The organism is Glutamicibacter halophytocola, assembly GCF_001302565.1.
Lineage (GTDB): Bacteria > Actinomycetota > Actinomycetes > Actinomycetales > Micrococcaceae > Glutamicibacter > Glutamicibacter halophytocola.
Map to the genome: position 1 here is coordinate 338,429 of NZ_CP012750.1, position 18,875 is coordinate 357,303.

Annotated in this window: 15 protein-coding genes; 4 read left to right on the plus strand and 11 right to left on the minus strand. The window is 60.3% G+C overall.

The window, feature by feature from the left end; translation table 11 throughout:
- The first annotated feature begins 463 nt into the window (after nt 1-463).
- From AOZ07_RS01575 to AOZ07_RS19000, 3 genes are all read left to right on the plus strand, one after another.
- Nucleotides 464-2,023: an AlbA family DNA-binding domain-containing protein gene (locus tag AOZ07_RS01575; protein WP_060700401.1), complete on the plus strand. Its 1,560-nt coding sequence runs from the start codon at nt 464-466 to the stop codon at nt 2,021-2,023.
- 524 nt (nt 2,024-2,547) lie between these two features.
- The gene (locus AOZ07_RS01580) at nt 2,548-2,901 is read left to right on the plus strand and encodes a hypothetical protein (protein ID WP_060700402.1); all 354 of its coding nucleotides are present in this window, start codon (nt 2,548-2,550) and stop codon (nt 2,899-2,901) included.
- Between the two features lie 165 nt (nt 2,902-3,066).
- Entirely contained in the window at nt 3,067-3,252 is a 186-nt protein-coding gene (locus AOZ07_RS19000; RefSeq protein WP_236995237.1) for a hypothetical protein, read from the plus strand.
- A 540-nt stretch (nt 3,253-3,792) separates the two neighbouring features.
- Here AOZ07_RS19000 and AOZ07_RS01590 read toward each other — a convergent pair.
- From AOZ07_RS01590 to AOZ07_RS01645, 11 genes are all read right to left on the minus strand, one after another.
- Nucleotides 3,793-4,476, minus strand: coding sequence for a hypothetical protein (locus AOZ07_RS01590; protein ID WP_060700403.1), 684 nt, complete (start codon nt 4,474-4,476; stop codon nt 3,793-3,795).
- A gap of 1,124 nt (nt 4,477-5,600) precedes the next feature.
- Nucleotides 5,601-6,542: a hypothetical protein gene (locus tag AOZ07_RS01595; RefSeq protein ID WP_194943746.1), complete on the minus strand. Its 942-nt coding sequence runs from the start codon at nt 6,540-6,542 to the stop codon at nt 5,601-5,603.
- Between the two features lie 998 nt (nt 6,543-7,540).
- Nucleotides 7,541-8,323, minus strand: coding sequence for a DUF932 domain-containing protein (locus AOZ07_RS01605; protein WP_060700406.1), 783 nt, complete (start codon nt 8,321-8,323; stop codon nt 7,541-7,543).
- A 140-nt stretch (nt 8,324-8,463) separates the two neighbouring features.
- Nucleotides 8,464-9,765 carry an MFS transporter gene (locus AOZ07_RS01610; RefSeq protein WP_060700407.1) on the minus strand — a complete coding sequence of 434 codons (1,302 nt, stop codon included), beginning with the start codon at nt 9,763-9,765 and terminating at the stop codon, nt 8,464-8,466.
- 126 nt (nt 9,766-9,891) lie between these two features.
- Nucleotides 9,892-10,170 (minus strand): HPr family phosphocarrier protein, encoded by a 279-nt coding sequence (locus tag AOZ07_RS01615; RefSeq protein ID WP_060700408.1) that lies wholly within the window; start codon nt 10,168-10,170, stop codon nt 9,892-9,894.
- 53 nt (nt 10,171-10,223) lie between these two features.
- A complete protein-coding gene (gene ptsP / locus AOZ07_RS01620; protein ID WP_060700409.1) occupies nt 10,224-11,906 on the minus strand; it encodes a phosphoenolpyruvate--protein phosphotransferase in 1,683 nt (560 codons plus the stop codon).
- A complete protein-coding gene (locus tag AOZ07_RS01625) occupies nt 11,903-13,918 on the minus strand; it encodes a PTS fructose transporter subunit IIABC (RefSeq protein WP_060700410.1) in 2,016 nt (671 codons plus the stop codon). The genes ptsP and AOZ07_RS01625 overlap by 4 nt, the downstream gene beginning before the upstream one ends.
- Nucleotides 13,915-14,895 carry a 1-phosphofructokinase family hexose kinase gene (locus AOZ07_RS01630; protein WP_060700411.1) on the minus strand — a complete coding sequence of 327 codons (981 nt, stop codon included), beginning with the start codon at nt 14,893-14,895 and terminating at the stop codon, nt 13,915-13,917. The genes AOZ07_RS01625 and AOZ07_RS01630 overlap by 4 nt, the downstream gene beginning before the upstream one ends.
- The gene (locus AOZ07_RS01635; RefSeq protein WP_060700412.1) at nt 14,892-15,668 is read right to left on the minus strand and encodes a DeoR/GlpR family DNA-binding transcription regulator; all 777 of its coding nucleotides are present in this window, start codon (nt 15,666-15,668) and stop codon (nt 14,892-14,894) included. The genes AOZ07_RS01630 and AOZ07_RS01635 overlap by 4 nt, the downstream gene beginning before the upstream one ends.
- Before the next feature lie 372 nt (nt 15,669-16,040).
- Nucleotides 16,041-16,535 carry a CoA-binding protein gene (locus AOZ07_RS01640; protein WP_060700413.1) on the minus strand — a complete coding sequence of 165 codons (495 nt, stop codon included), beginning with the start codon at nt 16,533-16,535 and terminating at the stop codon, nt 16,041-16,043.
- Entirely contained in the window at nt 16,535-17,908 is a 1,374-nt protein-coding gene (locus tag AOZ07_RS01645) for an O-acetylhomoserine aminocarboxypropyltransferase/cysteine synthase family protein (protein ID WP_060700414.1), read from the minus strand. The genes AOZ07_RS01640 and AOZ07_RS01645 overlap by 1 nt, the downstream gene beginning before the upstream one ends.
- A 324-nt stretch (nt 17,909-18,232) precedes the next feature.
- On the opposite strand from AOZ07_RS01645, the gene AOZ07_RS01650 reads away from it, so the two are divergent.
- Nucleotides 18,233-18,793: a histidine phosphatase family protein gene (locus AOZ07_RS01650; protein WP_060700415.1), complete on the plus strand. Its 561-nt coding sequence runs from the start codon at nt 18,233-18,235 to the stop codon at nt 18,791-18,793.
- Nucleotides 18,794-18,875: the final 82 nt, after the last annotated feature.

Sequence of the window (18,875 nt, forward strand, 5' to 3'; positions counted from 1 at the left end):
ATCTGCACTACATGCGTTCTTTCTCCGCCGCTTGGCCGCAGTGGGATCCGAATGTCCCACAGCCTGTGGGACAGTTGTCGTGGGGGCCATATCTGAGTTCTGCACGAGGGTACTTTGCTGCGGCCCTGGAACGGATTGAGCTCGGGGAAGAGTAATGCTTCATGGGTTTTGGCCACGACTAATGCATTGGCCCAGGGGAACATACCATCAGGCAGGAAACTGCAGCAGATCCGGCGCCCGTCGACGGTATGCACCGGCCCCGCAGCTTCAAGAAGTGGAACCAACAGGAAGCAGTCCGAAGACAATACGTCCCCACCTGCTCTGTCTCATGTGCGCTCGCCGAGTCTGCCCTTCTGATAGTGGGCGAACCTTGCTATAAGACTGAACTGACCGGGTGATGCCTCATGATTGAGATATTGATAGATCGCTAAAGCACCTGTGAAGTTGTTGAAAGGACCTGTAGATGGAGCAGCCTCAAATAGGAAATCCGCCGCAGCCGTTTGTTTGCGATGGGCGGGTCGACCGGGAGAAACTCCTGGAGTTGCTGGGTGCCCAGGCAGAGTTTTCTTCGCTTGACTTCAAGCACAGCATCGACTTGAACGATAAGAGCAAGAAGCTGGAGTTCATCAAGGACTGCGCTGCTATGGGGAACCAGCCAGAGGGCGGTTACCTCGTGATCGGAGCCGAGGACAACGGCCGCCCTGTTGAGGGGACTAATTTCAGCGGTCAGAACCTCGATTCGGCAGCCCTTAAACAAGTAGTCGAAGGTTACGTGGATGGCCATATCGACATCCGGTCGCAGATTCACACCATCACTCATGAGAGGCGCTCTTGTCAGTTGGCGGTCATCTACATTGCGCCCCCGCGCGATGGCTTCCCTCTGGTGACCAAAAAGCGAGGAGACGTGCCTAACGGAAAGCCGATCTTCCAGCAAGGCACGGTCTATACCCGGGAGGGGTCTCAGAACGTCCTTGCTTCCCATAAAACGTGGGAGCAGATTCTGCACAAGTTGCTGCAAGGGGTGCGTATAGCAGCCCGAGCGGATGTTGATGAGCTGATTCACCGGGTCGTGACGCAACTGGGTGCTGCAGGTCTTGCACAGCCGATAGTGCCTGACCTCGACATGGACCTGCCGACTTTCACTGCAGCAGTACGAAGAGTCCTCGAAATTGATCAGTCGTCAACGCTTAAACGCGTTATTCTCAACGGCACGGCCGCCTACGATCAAGCCATCGAAGACGATGACCGTCGGGTCGAGATTCTCGATAAAATCACTGTTCTTGCCTGCGAAGCCTGCTTGTTTGATGACACTGACACCCCGGTCAAAGTCACTGATGCACTCTACAAGATCTATAAACGCAATTACGAGCACTCGACGATCTTCAAATACAACGCCATACGCTATGGGTTAGAAATCATCTCCAGGGTCATGGTCATCGGATCTGTGGTGATGAGAACCGAACACTACGAAATCCTGCGGTCAATTGTGCTGCGCCCCATCGGTACGTCCCCGGATGGATACAAATCATGGATCCGCCACGGGCTCACCGAAGCTTCCCGGGCCAACCTCTTTGACACCGACAAAGCTGGTGTCGGCATGATCTCAGCCGCCCGACAGATCATTGCCAATACACCACATCTGAGCCCGGACTACACGTTCGAGGAAACAACAGAAGAAACTCAACCCGCATCGATCCCTGACGTATTACTTGATTCTCTGTTGCAGTTCGATTTCCTCTGGTGCTGCATGGCTCTAAACGAAAACCCCGGTAACGGACACTATGAGTTTTATCCGAGCTGTGCTGCCTATCCTCAGAATCGCATCCAGCCGATTATCGAAAAGCTTGATAATGAGGGCACTTTCCGGGCTCAGATTTTCGGCAGTTCCTCAGATGAACAAATCGCCGGGGTCATTAGCGAAGTCTATGATTTAGCCCGTAAGCAGTCTTTCAATTACGGCGGGTACTGGCCTAGTAGCGACCGATTACTTAGCTCTGGTTTTATTCGGAGCCATGCAAAGTAGCAGACATCCTCCTGGTAAACAATTAATGGTGAAGCGCAGCAGCCTGGTGTGCTGCCAGGCGCGACAGGGACGTACCATCATGCGGCGCTGCAGGAGTTGATCCGCTTCTCGGATGCCATCACGAACAAGGTCTTCGCTCTGTCCGATCCTGGTGTCCGATAGCAACGCTAGGCCACTGAAAGTATCCGCAGCAGATACTTTCGGTGATGCCCGCCTCGAAATAATATTCAGGGATGAGATCTACTCCTCCAAAGAGGGTTCCCAGCCTCGGACTAAAAGCTTACGAATGGATCAAGCAAGGAAGCAGAGCTGCGCTGCAGAGCATCCGGAAGGGACATTCCATCAGGCAATCGTCTTACAGCAATCTTCGATCGCAGGACGCCATCCATCTGTCCAAGTACCTAACACCTAAAAGACGCCACAGCACGCTCGGCGAATTTCATCCTCGTGCTTGTCGGGCCAAGGGCCTTCGCAATGGAACGAACACCAACAACTGGGAAGCATCCTGAAAGGATCCTCTTAGAATGCGTTCACCCCGCACTATAAACCTCGATGAGAAACATGCGCGGCGTATCAATCAAGAACTTATCCGGCTTAGCGAGCCGCCGATGATACTGCCGTTCGAGCACCTCATTGCTAAACATGAGTTCGATTCTGGTTCCTACGATCACATGGGTAAAGCGATCACGTTGATTTTGACCGGTTTAGCGATCTTATTCGCCGGCGGTAGTCTCGCATCTAAAGAGCCTTCCATCGGATATCTCGTGTTCTGGGGAATCGGAGTTGTCTTAGCGGGGCTTATCGGTCTTACCTTGTTAAGCAGTTCTCTCCGAGCAAAGCGAGCTGCTATCGCTGTTTATAAACAACGACATCCATAGATTTCCCGGCTCAGTCATACCTGCTTCGATCTAGTCATCGGCAACAACACGGAGATGACGTATTCCAGCACTATTAACCACGCTCAGGGAGAGGCGAGGGCCGCCTGGTGGGATTGCCGGTGTACACCTCATCAGCTGAGCCAGATGGGCAGCAACGCTCCTACGGTGGGGATTCTGATTTGCGGCAGCCGCAACGACCACACAGTGCTCTACGCACTGAGCCAATCCAGCACGCCTATGGCCGTCTCTACCTACACCTACGAAACGCTGCCAGTCACAGAGCAACGAGCCTTGCCTGATGCGGAGCACCTCGCTGCGGCCCTGGACTGGAGCGAGCCCGGAGAAGAATAACGACTCCATGTTCCTGGGCCACGGCTAAAGCATTGACCCAGATACCCCTCGTTCTCCGCTGACGGTATGCCCCGAGTCTCGCAGCTCCAAGAAGCAGAACCAGCACGAAGCCGCCCGAAGATAGTACGTCCCACACTCGCCCCGCCCCATATCGTTGTGTGCTCGCCGAAAGTTTGGGCTTGTAGCGCCGGAGCACTGGGGAAGTGGGGAGCGCTTGTTGAGAAAGCCTGTGTACTCGGTGGAAGCTGAACCGGCTGGCCACTGGTGGTCTTCTTGGTAGTGCGTGCAGGCCCCGGCCACGATCAGCCAGATCGCAGACTTGAACCAAGCGGTCGAAACGATCCGGGAGGCCATCGCCTGGATCGGAGGAGCGCCGATATACCGGCGGAGCTATAGTCTCTGGTGTACAAAGGCCCCGGTTCGTGCTCCCTGAATCCTTCACGCCTAAGAGCTGTCACCACAGGGACGTATCTTCCCGGAGAAGACTGGACCACGAGGGGACGCGCAAAGTACCTCCATTCCTCGAAGGCTTTGAAGCGATCAACGAGTGAAGATGTTGGAGAACTCTTGCATTGGCGGGTAGTTCTCCAGAAGGAACAGCAGACCTAGGTAGATGACTACTGGTGCGCAGAACCCAACGATCATGAAAATTCCCCTACGTCCACATAAGAGAACGAGACGGGAAACCCAGGAAAGGAAAACACCTTGATTCCCGTCAGGGAATAACCTCACTTTTAGCCGGTGAAGAGAGTCCTGTTGAACTTGCCATGGTGTCCTCAAAAGGTCCCAGCCAAGACGAGTACCGACGATTGTTGCTCCAAGCAAGAACGATGCAGTAACGATGGGTTCGATAATTCCCCAGGTGGTTTCGACTGAGATGGCTTGCTTTTCGGACATCTTGCTCAGGGAGAGGCTGACAATTCCACCATAAGCCGCAGCTGACCCGAAGAGCGCTGCGCCAGATACTACCTTCAGAAGTTCGGAAATTCGTGCTCCTAACGCGGAAATCTCTTTTAGCGGTTTAGCTGGCGGAATATAAGCTCCGATGCTGAACATCAAGGCGAGGAGGAGTGCGAAGCTTCCAAAAAGAACTGCAGATCCGAGAAGATTGCTGATGTTTGCCGATATTACCCAGACAATGAACCAAGAGATAAACAGCCCCCATCCCGGCGTAATCAACCAGAACAGCGATCTCTTTCCTGTTAAAAGAAGCTTGTTCTTCATTGGCAGTGCCTCCTTGAGAGTGTTGTCGTGACGTCAATTGAGCTGAAATAGCCTGGGTGAAGGAGGCATGATTGGTTCTTCCTTCAAGGAAATCCAGTATCTCGACCTACGCTTTCGTCCGATTTATGCCGATGCTCAAATGTCACAAAAGGTATGTCCCTACTTTCTAGATTGCCCGAACGATTTGGTCAATTAAAGAATGATCAGCACCAACAGATCGGCTTTGTCTTTGGGAGCAGTTCGTTAGTGCGCGGTACCAGTGTTCAGGTGGATGGGTAAGCTGCTCCTAGCAGCAGTGAACTAGGCTTCTTTTGCCCGTATAACTATACGTTGACAACCGCGGTTGCCATGTTGTTGCAGAACTGCCACACTAAAGGTATCCATACGTAAACTATGGGTAGAGAGAATGAGAAGAGTGAACGCGCTCATCTTTTTCGAGATTTAGGTTGTTAAACAGCCGTAGGCCTGGTGCTGCAACACCAGACCTACACTGCGGTTCGAAAACCATTAGGTCAGAAAACCAAACTGGTTACCATCCTAAATAAAGCCTTACGAAAGCCACGATCACTCGGAGTCCGTTCAAGACTAAACCGATGTAGGTTGTGGCTTTCTGCTTGCCTGTGCAATGCACGCAGCTATTAGAATCGTTCATCTGATATCACCTCGCTTCCCACCCAAAGCATGGGCGCGCCCGTTGTTGTCGAGCACAAAACGCATGAGCAAAGCCTCTAGTGAGACTCACGCATCAAGTGCCCGCTTCTGGCCTGCGGGTGAGGCGATACCGAAGAGATTGCTCTCTACAGTTGGTGTTCTAAGGCTATCAGTGGTGACGCATTCGTGCTCGTTATCCATAACCACAACTGCACATAGCAGATCGTCATGATCACCCGGTCTAATCACTCATCGGACTGGTAGCCTATTCAGCCAGGTCGCAACAATGGACCATGCAGCCGAAACGATCCGTGAAGCCATCGCCTGGATCGAAAGCATTGATCCGGGGGTCCTTCGATGTCGAGCTCGTCGAGAAAGGCGCCGCCGGCAGCTAGTGACGGTATGTCCTCTTGAAGGAAGCCAGGCGCATTGTCCTTCAGAGGAACAAACCACCAGTGGGTACGGCCAGCGTTTTATTGCTCGGTCGAGTTTTTCTGTATCAGCCTGCGGAGCGCTGGGCGTATGTACCGCGGGTCGTGGATGCCGATACTCTCATCGCCTAGTTTCAGGAAGCGTTCGCCTCCAGCTCCAACCACTGCCTCGGCCCCTGGGATGCCGAGGTGTTTGCCCGTGAGCAAATCCATCACGTCGGGAACTTTGTCGGCCAATCGGGTATCTACTTCATACCACACCAATTTTCCAAGCGAGGAAGGCGCTCGATGCCGACGGATTAGCTCTACGCGCTGACCGATCCTAAGCAAAAGATCAGCCCGGGCCGCCAACGAAGACAAGAGCTTAGAGGGTTGCATCAAGGCATCGAAAAGACGCATCTCCCCGGGAACTCGTTCACGAGTGGACCAGACCGGTGTCCAGCCGGCTGAGGGGGCATCACGGGATACATCCATCTCGTATTCGAGCTCGGAGAGGTCTCGAACGATGGGGTTCTGAGTCGGGCCGCCAGCTGAGTCAGAGATTTCAAGTAGCCCGCCGGTTGGCAGATGCTGCAACACGTAGGAATGACGTCGCACTTCACGCAGGCGCAGCCCGGGAAAGCCTGAAACTACGGTGTTTCCGGAAGCATCGTGGCCGGTGTAGGGAAGCAGGTAGGAGACGACTCTGCTTGCTACTGAAACGTTGATCAGATAGCGATCGTTTTCGGGGGAGATCCAGTTGAAGTAGGAGACTAAATCTGTAAAGGTCCGTCCGATACCTCGATCCCAGGGCAGGCTTGCTTGTGGCGATACGACATTCTGGAAAACCATCCCGTTGAACTTCGCTTGCTCTTCGGGAACATCATCGAGGCACAGCTTCCCATGTGTCCATTTCCTCACCAGGTGCGCCCGTGGAATGGCAAAGAGCCCAGCAGCAGTGTTGAAGTCGGTTCGGTCATTGATGTGAGGCATTGCCTGATCCATTCAACGGCGCGCAGCTCGGGCTGCAGCCGTAGATGTCAAAGGGAGTGCATAACTATTGGGTACGGCAAAGCAATCCAGGAACGGGCATCCCACCCTTCAGGCCCACCGAATATGGCAGCGTCCGAGCACTACCGGGCGTGTGTTCTCCTGGGGAACCCTTCTAGCATACCGGCCACTCCAGCAGCGCTTGCAGCGGACCCAGGGAGGGGACATACCGCCTTCGCGTCTCGTGCAGCAGATCCTGCCGCGGGCGCTATCTCTCAACCAGGTCCTCGGTTATCGACTGATACCGCGGCACATCTCACGTCTCATCGCACAGACCTGCCAGGAAGGCGCCAACCCACTGGCCCTCGGCCGCCAACAGTACGTCTTCCACCAGGTCAGCCACTGACGCCGGCACCTCGACCACTTGGCACCCAAGACCTACCACGTCGCGTGTACCCCGCCGGCGCTCGCCGAGAAAGCAAGCACCCCGGCACCTGGTCGCTGCCTCGTGCCGGAGCCCTCTCGTCAAGGACGGTATGTCCCAACCTTCGGGCAGCCAGGTGAAACCCGGAACAAAAGGGTAACCAGCAGCCGACATCCAAGAAAATCACCAGATGATGAATCATAAAAACACTGAAAAATCAGTAAATATACCCGTATAACCTAGAATTAAAATCTCGTAGTGCTGCACGCTAAGCGAAGCTCGATCCACCACCAGTGGCACCTTGAACACACCAGGCAGGGATACCTAAGACATACCGCCACAGCATTCTACCTGCAGCAGATCTCCGCCCTGGCCACCCCATGGGGGACATACCGCCCCTACGGTAGAACGTTCCTCCAGGCGGCGAGAACCGCAACCAGACCAACCGCACACACCTCCCGCGCCACCAACCCAGCAACCAGCCACAGAACACGCGCAGAGCCCCGCTAGCGCTCGCCGATGGGTGGTTGGAGTGCTGTGGGCATGGCGAAGGCCGGGAAATCCTGGTTTCCCGGCTTTAGGAGGATGGCTAGGCGTTAGCGAGAGCGAAGGCTTGGTGTTTTGAGGTTGACGGAGTTCTTGCCGAGGCTGGAGAGGGCACGGGCGGTGTTTTCGTCGTCTGCCCACTGGTTGCGCTGGGTCGGTGCGTAGTGGTCGATGTATTCGGTGACTGCCTGGTATCCAGCCCAGCGGGTGCCCCGGATAGGGTCGTTGGTGCTGGCTTCAGTGAAGAGGAAGTCGGGGTGTTGCGCTTTTCGCGGTAGGTGTCGTGGACGCGGGTGGTGGCGTCCTTAGATGGGGCAGGGAAGGGATTTTCGAAGTATTTGCGGAAGTGGTCTTCTGCCATGGTCTGCTGGATCATTTGCTCGGCTGCCAGCTGGAACGGGTCTTGGAACTTGAATGCGAGGCTCAGAGCTTGGCGGGCTGCTGCGATGTTGCTCTTGGCGCTGCGCGTGTGGCGGATGGAGAAGGTGCCGACCGCGTTATTCATCGCTGCGCGTTTGGTGTTGGCGCAGACTACGCGGATTGGGGTGACAACGAAGCGGAATGGTGCGGAGCCGTCGCGGCTGCTCATTGCTGCGATGTAGAGGTCTACGCGGTCGACGTCGCCGACGAGCGTGTGCTCGGGCAGTTTCATGGTGACGAAGACTTCCCGGCCACCGCGTATGGAATCGGCGGTTTCGAAGTGGGTGCCTGATTGGTCGAGAAGCTGGTTGAGCAGCTCGGTGTGTTCCTCGTTCTGGATTGTATCGCAGGCCTTGCATACGATGCTCAGGGGTTCACGGTGGCCGGTGAAAGGAATGGTTGGCACGGTGGCGCTTTTCCGGTGCGGTTCAGATGGAGCTCGTTGGCGTCGGTGCCCGTGCTGGCAACGGGTAATTGCGCACGGCGAAGAATGTTGAGCGCCAACCTGCGTGGGGTCATTCTCTTGCACCGCTTGATGGCCGCTCGTCAATTATTTTCGACGTCTAAAGCCGCAGGGCCGTCAATGAGCGGGTGCTCCGCTTCGTCGCGGGCAAATTTTCCAGCCCACCACGCAATGACGCCAAACACCGGTGAAGCCAGGCCTGCGATGATGAAAATCGCCTGCAAGCTCAGGACTTGGGTCAGTGGTCCAGCCGCTGCCATGGATAGCGGCATCAATGCCAGCGAAACGAAAAAGTCCAAGCTGGAGATCCTGCCCAGCAGGTGGCGGGGCACTCGGCGTTGCAACAGCGTTCCCCAGATGACCATGCCCACAGCGTCGGTGATGCCGAATGCCAGGAGAATGGCAAAGAGCATCCATGCTTCTTCGGCATAGCCCACCAAGGCCAGCGGCAACGTTCCCAGACACCAGCAGGCTGTCATCAGGCTCAGATACCGGCGCGGGAATTTAGCGGAGGCGATCAGCAGCGAGCCGAGTGCTGATCCGAGGCCGAAGAAAGCCAGGGCGAAACTGAAGAGCTTGGCGTCCCCGTGCAGATTATCGCTGACGATAAAGGGCAGCAGAACTTCGAAAGGCCCAATGAAGGTGAACACGGAGACGACCGAAAACAGCAAGGTCCACAGCAGCCAGCGGGTGCGCGTCGTATAGCCGATGCCTTCGCGCAGCTGCTGGAGGATGCCCGGCTGCGGTTGGCCGTCCGCCGGACCCGTCGCGTTATATGCGTCCCGGCTGGGGATCGTGCGCAGCATCAGCAAGGCGAGCAGGTGAACCAGTGCCACGCCAATGATGGCGTGGGCTGGGGACAGGGCTGCCACCACGAATCCTGCGGTCATCGGGCCCAAGGCAGTGTGCACCACGGGGCGCACGGTTCCTTCCAAGCCATTGGCGGCCAGGAGCTGTTCGGATGGCAACATCTTGGGCAGCAAGGCGGAGTACGCAGGGTAGAAAAATGCTGAACCTGAACCGATGAGAAATCCAGCCACCATCAGATGCCACAGTTCCAGTGCGCCGCTGATGGCCAGCACCGCGGTGATGCTCATCAGCACAAAGGAAAAGGTTTCCACCAGCACCACGATGCGCCGGCAGGAATGCCGGTCGGCCATGATCCCGCCCAAGAGGACAAAACACAGCAGGCCTACGGCATTGGCGGTGGCCACCATTGAAAGTTCCACCGGCCCGCCGCCCAAGCGACGCACCTGGTAGACCATGGCCACGGTCCACATGCCCGCGGCGAAAGTCGACAGGACAAGAGCGCTAGCCAGCAGGGCATAATCGCGGACGGCGAAAGGCTTGACGAGGCGCAGCGCGGAGGTCTTGAGCGCGCTCATTCAAACTCCTACGTTAGTGCGTAAGTATCATCATCCGCTAAGTGATTGAGTTCTGTCAATCAGTATTTTGGCCACAAAAAACGGGGAACAAGCCATGGCTTGTTCCCCGGATTTTCGAACTAGGAATTACTCAGCGTCGTGATCGGTCTCCAAGATGGTGACCAGCTGATCCAGTGCGGCATCTGCGCCGTCGCCCTCGGCACGCAGCACCACGGTGGTACCGTGCTCGGCGCCCAGGCCCATCAGCGACAGGATGCTCGAGGCATCCATTGCGTCTTCTGCTGGTTCGCCTTCCAGTGCGATGGTGACTTCTACCGGAAGCTCTGAAGCGGCTTCGGCGAAGATAGCTGCCGGGCGGGCGTGCAGGCCGACGCGGCTGCCGATAATTGCTTTACGTTCTGCCATGATGGGCTCCTTCAGGATCTTGTGAACGGTCGTCTGGGATAAATTCTAGTGGCCTACAGGCCGAAGCGGTCCAATTCGCTCAGCTCAGCGCGCACCGCGCTGCGGGCCAGTTCGGCCGACGGCGCATCCAGGGCCATCTTGGCCAAACGCTGCGCCTTGGCGAAGTCCACGGTGCGCAAGACCGCCGAGACCGGAGCCAAGGCGCGCTTGTTCATGGACAGGGTGGTGACACCCAAGCCCACCAGCACCACGGCCAGGGCCGGGTCGGCAGCGGCTTCGCCGCACACGCCCACCGGCTTGCCGCCGGCGCTTTGCGCACCGGCGGTGGTGGCAGCCACCATGTGCAGCACAGCAGGCTGCCATGGATCATTGAGCTCGGCCAAGGTGCCCAGCTGCCGGTCCGCAGCCATGGTGTACTGGGTCAAGTCGTTGGTGCCAATGGACACGAAATCACAGCGCTGCAGGATCTGGCCGGCCAGTACCGCTGCCGATGGGACCTCGATCATGGTTCCGGCGGTGGCCAGGCCAGCGGCCCGGGCCATCTTTGCGAAATCTTCAGCCTCGGCCGGGGTGGAGATCATCGGTGCCATCACCCAGACATCAGCGTCGTGCTCGCTGGTGGCTTGCGCGATGGCCTTGAGCTGGCGCTCCAGCACGCCGGGGCTGGACAGGTCGGTGCGGTAGCCGCGCACACCCAGCGCAGGGTTTGGCTCGCTGGAATCGGTCAGGAATGGCAGCGGCTTATCGGCGCCGGCATCCAGGGTGCGAACCACCACTTTCTTGCCGCCGAAGGCCGCAAAAACAGCGCCGTATGCGGAAACCTGCTCTTCATGGGTCGGTTCCTTTTCCTTGCCCAGGAAGCAGAATTCGGTGCGCAGCAGGCCCACGCCCTCGGCGCCGGCGGCGGCGGCCAGCTGCGCGTCCTCGCCGCTGCCCACATTGGACAGCAGCGGCACGCGATAGCCATCGGAAAGCTGGCCGGTGCCGGTGAAGTCCGGAAGGACTTCGCGGTTGGCGTAGGTCGCCGCCAGGTGCTCTTCGGCAGCGCTGGGGTCGGTGATCACCAGGCCGTCGATGCCATCGACAAAAACATAGTCCCCGTCGGCCAGCTCAACGGTGTCCGGTGCGGCAACAATGGCCGGCAGGCCCAGCGAGCGGGCAATGATCGCGGTGTGCGACTGCGGCCCGCCATCGGAGGTGACCAGGGCCAGCACCTTGGCCGGATCCAGGGTTGCGGTGTCCGCCGGGGCTAGATCCACGGCGACCAGGATGAACGGCTGGTCCGAATCCGGGATGCCCGGGGCCGGGACGCCACGCAGCTCTGCAACGATGCGGGCACGGACATCCAGCACGTCCCCGGCGCGTTCGGCCATGTAGCCGCCCAGCGCGGTCAGCTGGGTCGCTACCGCGTCGGCCGCTTCCCAGATGGCCGATTCGGCGCAGGTGCCACCGGCAACCAGCTTGGTCGCCGACTTGATCAGGCTCCGGTCGCTGGCCATCAATGCGGTGGCCTTCAGCACGGCCTGCGCATCCCCGGTTGCGAGCGCAGCGCGTTCCTTGAGCCCGGTGGCCACGGCTTTGGAGGCCTCGGCCAGGCGCTGGGTTTCCTCTTCGGGGCTCACGCCCTGCGGCAGCGGCGCGCCATCTGCCGGGGCGAGGATTGGCTCAGGCATGCGGCGCACGTGTCCGATGACGCGTCCGGCGCTGACGCCTACTCCGGTGAACTGCTTGCTCATGCTGCGACCTTTGCCGGTTCAGCGGCTCCGACAGGAGCCTTGCGTACATACTTCTTCAGAACGATAACCACTGCTGCTGAGACAACCGTACCAATCAAGGTGGCCAGCAGGAACAGCGGCCAGGTGTTGTTCATGGCGAAGAAGACGAAGATGCCGCCGTGCGGGGCCTGGCTGACCACGTTGAAGCTCATGATCAGCGAGCCGGTGACACCGGCGCCGACCATCGAGGCCGGGATCACGCGCAGCGGATCGGCAGCCGCGAAGGGAATGGCGCCTTCGGAAATGAATGCCGCGCCCAGCAGCCAGGCGGCCTTGCCGTTTTCGCGCTCTGCCTCGGTGAACAGCTTGGCGCTGATGGTGGTGGCCAGGGCCATCGCCAGCGGCGGAACCATGCCGGCGGCCATGACGGCAGCCATGATCATCATCGGGGCGGGGTTATCGGCCAGCGATGCGGTACCCAGTCCGGCCACGGCGAAGGAGTACGCCACCTTGTTCACTGGTCCGCCGAGGTCGACGGCCATCATCAGGCCGAGCACCAGGCCGAGCACGGCTGCGGCGGTGCCGGACATGCCCGAAAGCCAGTTGTTCAAGGCTTCGGTCAGCTTGGCAATCGGACCGCCGAGGAACAGGAACATCAAGCCCGAGGCGATGATCGAGCCCAGCAGCGGCACGATGACCACGGGCATCAGCCCGCGCATCCAGCGTGGAACATTCCACGAGTTGATCCAGCGGCAGGCCAGGCCGGCGATCAAGCCGCCGACGATGCCGCCGATGAACCCGGCTCCCATGAAGCCGGCCACCGCGCCTGCGGTGAAGCCCGGCGCGATGCCCGGGCGGTCGGCGTAGGCGTAGGCGATGTAGCCGGCCAGCGCCGGAACCAGGAAGCCCATGGACAGGCCACCGATCTTGAACGCCACCGCGCCGAGGTAGGCCAGCAGGCCGGCATCGGGCAGGTTGAACAGGGTGTTCTCGGTCAGGTACTGGTCGGCCACATCGGTGATGGCGTAGCCGCCGAGCAAGAAGCCCAGCGCGATCAGCAGGCCGCCACCAGCGACAAACGGAATCATGTAGGAGACACCGGTGAGCAGGGCGCGCTTGAGGCCCGCGCCGAAGGACTCGGAGCCGTTCTTCTCCTCGGACGTTGCGGTGGTCCCGGCGGGAACACGGCGGGCCTGCGGATCCTCGGAGGCCGCGATGGCGTCGTTGATCAGCTTTTCCGGCTCATCGATGCCGCGCTTGACCGGAACCTGGATGACCGGCTTGCCGGCGAAGCGGCCGCGGTCGCGCACATCCACGTCCACCGCGAAGATCACGGCGTCAGCGGCCTCGATCACCGCTGGGTCCAGCGGGGTGGAACCCGAGGAGCCCTGGGTTTCCACGGCGAAGTCCACGCCCATTTCCTCGGCGGTCTGGGCCAGCGAGTCGGCGGCCATGTAGGTGTGGGCGATGCCGGTAGGGCAGGCGGTGACCGCAACGATCGACTTCTTCTTGGGAGCGCCGACGGCTGCCTCAGCGGCCGGGGCCGGAGCAGCGGCCGCCGGGGCAGGGGCTGCGGCAGGGGCGTCGGAAACGACGTCGCGGACCAGTTCAACGATCTGCGCTTCACTCTGCGCGGCACGCAAGGAGGCGGTGAAGGACTTCTTCACCAGCGCGCGGGCGAGCTTGGAAAGCAGCTTGAGGTGGGCCTGGTCGGCGCCATCCGGAGCGGCGATGAAGAAGACCAGGTCGGCCTCGCCGTCCTTGGCACCGAAGTCCACCTTCGGGTTCAGGCGGGCCATGGCCAAGGTGGGCACGGTCACCGCTGCCGAACGGCAATGCGGAATGGCAATGCCGCCGGGAACGCCGGTGGCGGTCTTGGCTTCGCGGGCCTTGCCGTCGGCGGCCAGGGCGCCGGCATCGGTGGCACGGCCCTGTTCGGCAACCAGTGACGCCAGCTTTTCGATGACCTCGCCCGTGCTGTTGCCCAGATCGGCATCGAGCAGCACGAGCTCTGCGGTGATTAGTTCACTCATGACTCGGTTCCTTGCGTTGAAGTAAGTTCGTCGACGGTGACGGCGTCAACGGTGAGATCGGATTCTGTAGGGATGGTGGAGCCTGGCAGCTGCGTGGCGGCAGCCCCGTAGGCGACGGCGTTTTTCAGCCGTTCAGGGGCGCTGGCCCCTGCAACATCTGCCAGCAGGTAGCCAGCCAGCGAGGAATCGCCGGCCCCCACCGTGCTGCGCGGGGTGATCGGGGTGTGCGATCCGTGCCAGACGCCCTGCTTGGTGACCAGCAGCGCGCCCTGGGCGCCCAGGGTGGCCAGGACCGCGCCGATGCCCGTCTCCAGCAGCTTCTTGGCGCAGTCGGTGGCCAGCTCTATCGAGCCTTCCAGCGCCGCTTCGTCGTAGCCTCCGACCAGTTCAGCCAGCTCTTCGGCATTGGGCTTGATCAGATCGGGGATGTGCTGCGCGCTGTGGGCGAAGAGCTCGGTCAAGGGAGCGCCGGAGGTGTCCACCGCGATCTTCGGGCACTTCCCGCCCAGGCTGGTGCGCAGTTGCGCGGTGAGCTGGGCGTAGAAGTCTGCGGGGCCTGACGGCGGCAGCGAACCGGCCAGCACCAGCCAGTCGGCGCCGGCGGCCTCCTCGGCTACCAGGCCGCCGAGCTCTGCCAGCTGCTGCGCGGTCAGGGCCGGACCGGGTTCGTTGATCTTGGTGGTGGTGCCATCGGGATCGGTCAGGGTGATATTGGTGCGCAGCGGCTCGGTGATCGACAGGGTGCGGTGGGCCAGCTTGTCGCTGGACAGCGCGGTGATCAGCGGATCGGTGCTCGCGCCGGGCAGCACTGCCAGGGTCGGCACGCCGGCCGCGGCGATGGCGCGCGAGACATTGACGCCCTTGCCCGCTGCCTGCACGTGGCTGGCGGTGGCGCGCTGCACCGCGCCGTGCGAGAGCGGTTCGCCCAGTTCAATGGTCTTGTCCAGGGCCGGGTTGACGGTCAGGGTGACAATCACGCGATCACAACCTCTACATCTGCGGCTTCCAGGGCAGCGGCGAGTTCCTCGCCGGGCTGCTGGTCGGTCACCAGGGTGTCAATGGATTCCAGGCGGGCAAAGCAGACCAGGGTTTCCTGGTCGAACTTGGAGCTGTCGGCCAGCAGCACCACGCGGCGTGCGCTATTAACCAGCGCACGCTTCACGGCGGCTTCCAGCGGATCCGGGGTGCTCAGGCCAAATTCTGCGTGCAGCCCGTTGGTGCCGATGAAGGCGATGTCTGCGCGGTGCCGCGAGTATTCCTCAACGGTTTGCGCCCCGGAGGTGGCCCCGGTCAGGCCCCGGACGCGTCCGCCGATGAGCTCCAGGATGACGGCCTGGCTCTGGACCAGGACCGAAGCAATAGGCAGCGCGTGGGTGATGACGACCAAGCCGGCGCTGGCGTTGGTGCGCAGCATGCGCTCGGCGAGGAACTCGGTGGTGGTGCCGGCGTCGATGATGACCGAGGCGTCCGAGACCGGCAGCAGGCTCAAGGCGCGCTGGGCGATGCGGGACTTGGCATCGGAGTGGATGGCGGTGCGCACCAGGTGGCTTTCCTCGCGGGTGCTTGCCTCGGTGGTGGTGACCGCTCCGCCGTGGACGCGGCGCAAGAAGTTTTCCGATTCGAGCTGGGCCAGGTCGCGGCGGACCGTTTCCCGGGTGATCTCGAAGCGTTCGGACAGCTGCGCGACGGAAACTTTTCCGTCGGTCTCAAGCTGCTCGACGATCAGCCGGTGTCGTTCTTCGGCGAACATAGTGTGCCTCCGCAATCCCTCATGACCTGCACCACATGAATCTGTGTTTCCATGACTTTATGCCCGATTGCGTGGGAACGTCAAGCTAATAGTGATGGAATTTTGGGCTAAGTGGCATATTGGCGTGGGATTGGTTGGCATTGTGCCAAGTAGATGGTCTGTACGCTGAGAAAATCAGCTTTAAATAGTTTGCTTTGGCTGTCCCCCGGACGTTCAATAGTGGCGGTTAAAGGGGTGCGCGGCATAGCAAGGCCCGCCTCGATGTGCGTGCCTGGCGGCACGGCGGAATATTGCGCTGAATCCTCCTGGAAATGGCGAGTGGCGGACAACCATAAAGGTTGTCCGCCACTCGAACCAGCTGCCTGGGATCGCCTAGGCGAGCACCTGGCGCTTGGAGGAAATCACGCCGGTATTGAACCCGGCCAGGCGCAGGCCGCCGTGGAAGCGGGCGTGTTCGATCTTCACGCAGCGGTCCATCACGACATTCATGCCTGCGGCCTCGGCACGGCGGGCCACGTCCTCATGCCATGATCCCAGCTGCAGCCAGAGCGTCTTCGCGCCCACGGCCAATGCCTCATCCAAAACCGATGGCAGGTCATCATGCTTGCGGAAGACCTCCACCAGATCCGGAGCCTCTGGCAGGTCCGCGAGGGACTTGTACACCGGCTGGCCCAGGATCTCATCCAGCACCGGGTTGATGAAGTACACCTTGTACTTGGATGAGGACAGCAGGTAGGTCGCTACGAAGTAGCTGGCCCGCGATGGCTTGTTGGAGGCTCCCACGATGGCGATGGACTTGGTTTCGCGCAGGATGTTCAGCCGTTGCGCGGCTCCCGGGCCTTCCCAGGTGCGTTCGGTGGTGCTCATTAGTTGGCTCCCTTCGGTGCTGCAGGAATGGCGCACGCGGCACCATCATAGGCGGGTTCCGCAAATTCATCGGCGGAACCGGAGACCGCTTCCTGGGAGGCGGCCAAAGCCTGGTCCAGATCCCAGAGGATGTCTTCGACATCTTCCAGGCCCACCGACAGGCGGATCAGGTCTTCGGGGACGCCGGCGGCAATCAGCTGGTCTGCGCTGAGCTGCTGGTGGGTGGTGGAGGCCGGGTGCAGCACCAGGGTGCGGGCATCGCCGATATTGGCCAAGTGGCTGGCCAGCTGCAGGGCTTCGATGAACTTGGAGCCGGCTTGGCGTCCGCCCTTCACGCCAAAGCTGAAGACCGAACCGACACCCATGGGCAGCAGTTCCGTGGCGTGGGCATGCTGCGGGTGGGATTCCAGTCCGGCGTAGTTCACGTAGGTGACCCGTGGATCAGCTTCGAGCCAGGCGGCGACCTGCTTGGCATTGGCCAAGTGGTTGTCCATGCGCTGGGGCAGGGTTTCCAGGCCCTGCAAGAGCTGGAATGCCGACTGGGCCGGCAGGGCCGGGCCGAAGTCGCGCAGCTGCTCGCTGCGCAGCTTGGTGAGGAAGCCGTATTCGCCGAAGTTGGCCCACCAGGAAACGTTGCCGTAGCTGGCCACCGGTTCGGTCATCGCGGGGAACTTGCCGTTGCCCCAGTCGAATTTGCCGGACTCGATGACCACGCCGCCGAGGGTCGTGCCGTGGCCGCCAATGAACTTGGTTGCCGAGTGGATGACAATATCGGCCCCGTGCTCGATAGGGCGCAGGATATAAGGGGGAGTGAGCGTGGAGTCGACCACCAGCGGGATCAGGTGGCGGTGCGCCACCTCTGCCAGGCCCTTCAGGTCGGCAATGTCGCCCGAGGGGTTGGCCACCACCTCGGTGTACACCGCCTTGGTGTTCTCTTCAATGGCCGCTTCGAAGTCGGCTGGGTCATTGGAGTCGACGAAGGTGGTGTTGATGCCAAAGCGGCGCAGCGAAACATCAAGCTGGGTGATGGTTCCCCCGTAGAGCTTCGAGGAGGCCACGATGTGGTCGCCGGCCTGGGCCAGAGCGGCAAAGGTCACGAACTCGGCGGCCATGCCGGAGCCGGTGGCTACAGCGCCGATGCCGCCCTCCAGCGAGGCCATGCGCTCCTCGAAAGCCGCGACGGTCGGGTTGCCGATGCGCGAGTAGATATTGCCGTACTTCTGCAGCGCGAAGAGGTTGGCCGCGTCGTCGGCGTCCTTGAAGACAAATGAGGTGCTCTGGTAGATGGGTACTGCGCGGGCGCCGTGCTCCGCATCGGGGGTGCCACCGGCGTGCAATGCGCGGGTGCGGAATCCAAACTTGTGATCTGCCATGATGGCTTACGACTCCTTGTCGACGGGGTTTTCGCGCTTCACCGCCCGGCGGTGGTGCGATCGAGGCAGGAATCCCGGAATCAATGTCGCTTCTTGCTGTGGTTGAACAAGACAGGCGGCTGCATCGTTTCTGGCGGTAGCACCGTAACCACCGGATGTGGCAGGTTGCTGCGGCGTCAACGAACCAGATCTCTCAGACGCTCGGGATGGTGTAACAATCTTCGCAACATGACCGTTCATGACCTAACTATGAGTCTTAACGTTGCGTATTGGACGTAATGCCGGAGATTCTTCGATCACCGTGCTCGCCGGTACGCTTGAGTCATGGATACTGCGCTGGTATTGATCAGACACGGGCTGACCGATTGGAATCTGGCCGGCCGCCTTCAGGGGCGCACCGACATTCCGCTCAACGACACCGGACGCGAACAAGCCCGCGGTGTAGGGCGCGAACTTCAAGGCCAGGGGTTCTCCCTGGTGCTGGCATCCCCGCTGGGCCGCGCGCAGGAAACCGCTGCGTTGATCGCCCGGGAGCTGGAGGCGGAGACCGGCCGGAGCGTCCCGGAATTGATTGAACGCGGTTTCGGACCGCTCGAAGGCCGGATCATGGCCCAGGTGAGCGATGAGGAATCGGCCGCGCTCCAGGATCAATTGGAGCCGATCGACGAGATCCTGCGCAGGGCGATTCCTGCCTTGGTTGATCTGTCGATTGAGCATGCGGGCAGGAAGGTGGCCGTGGTCAGCCATGGAGCCACCATGCGCGCCATTCGTGACGCGCTGGCCGGAACCAAGCTGCCGCGCGGCGTGGACAATGGCGAGGTCATCGAGATTGACATCCAGCGCCTGCGCGAACTGGCTGAAGGGCTGGATCTGGTCAGCTGCTAGGGGCTCAAAAGTTTTTCCTAATCGCCACCTCACATTTTTGCTCCGCGATGCGTTTACATGGTGAAAGCCCGTAAAGGTGCCG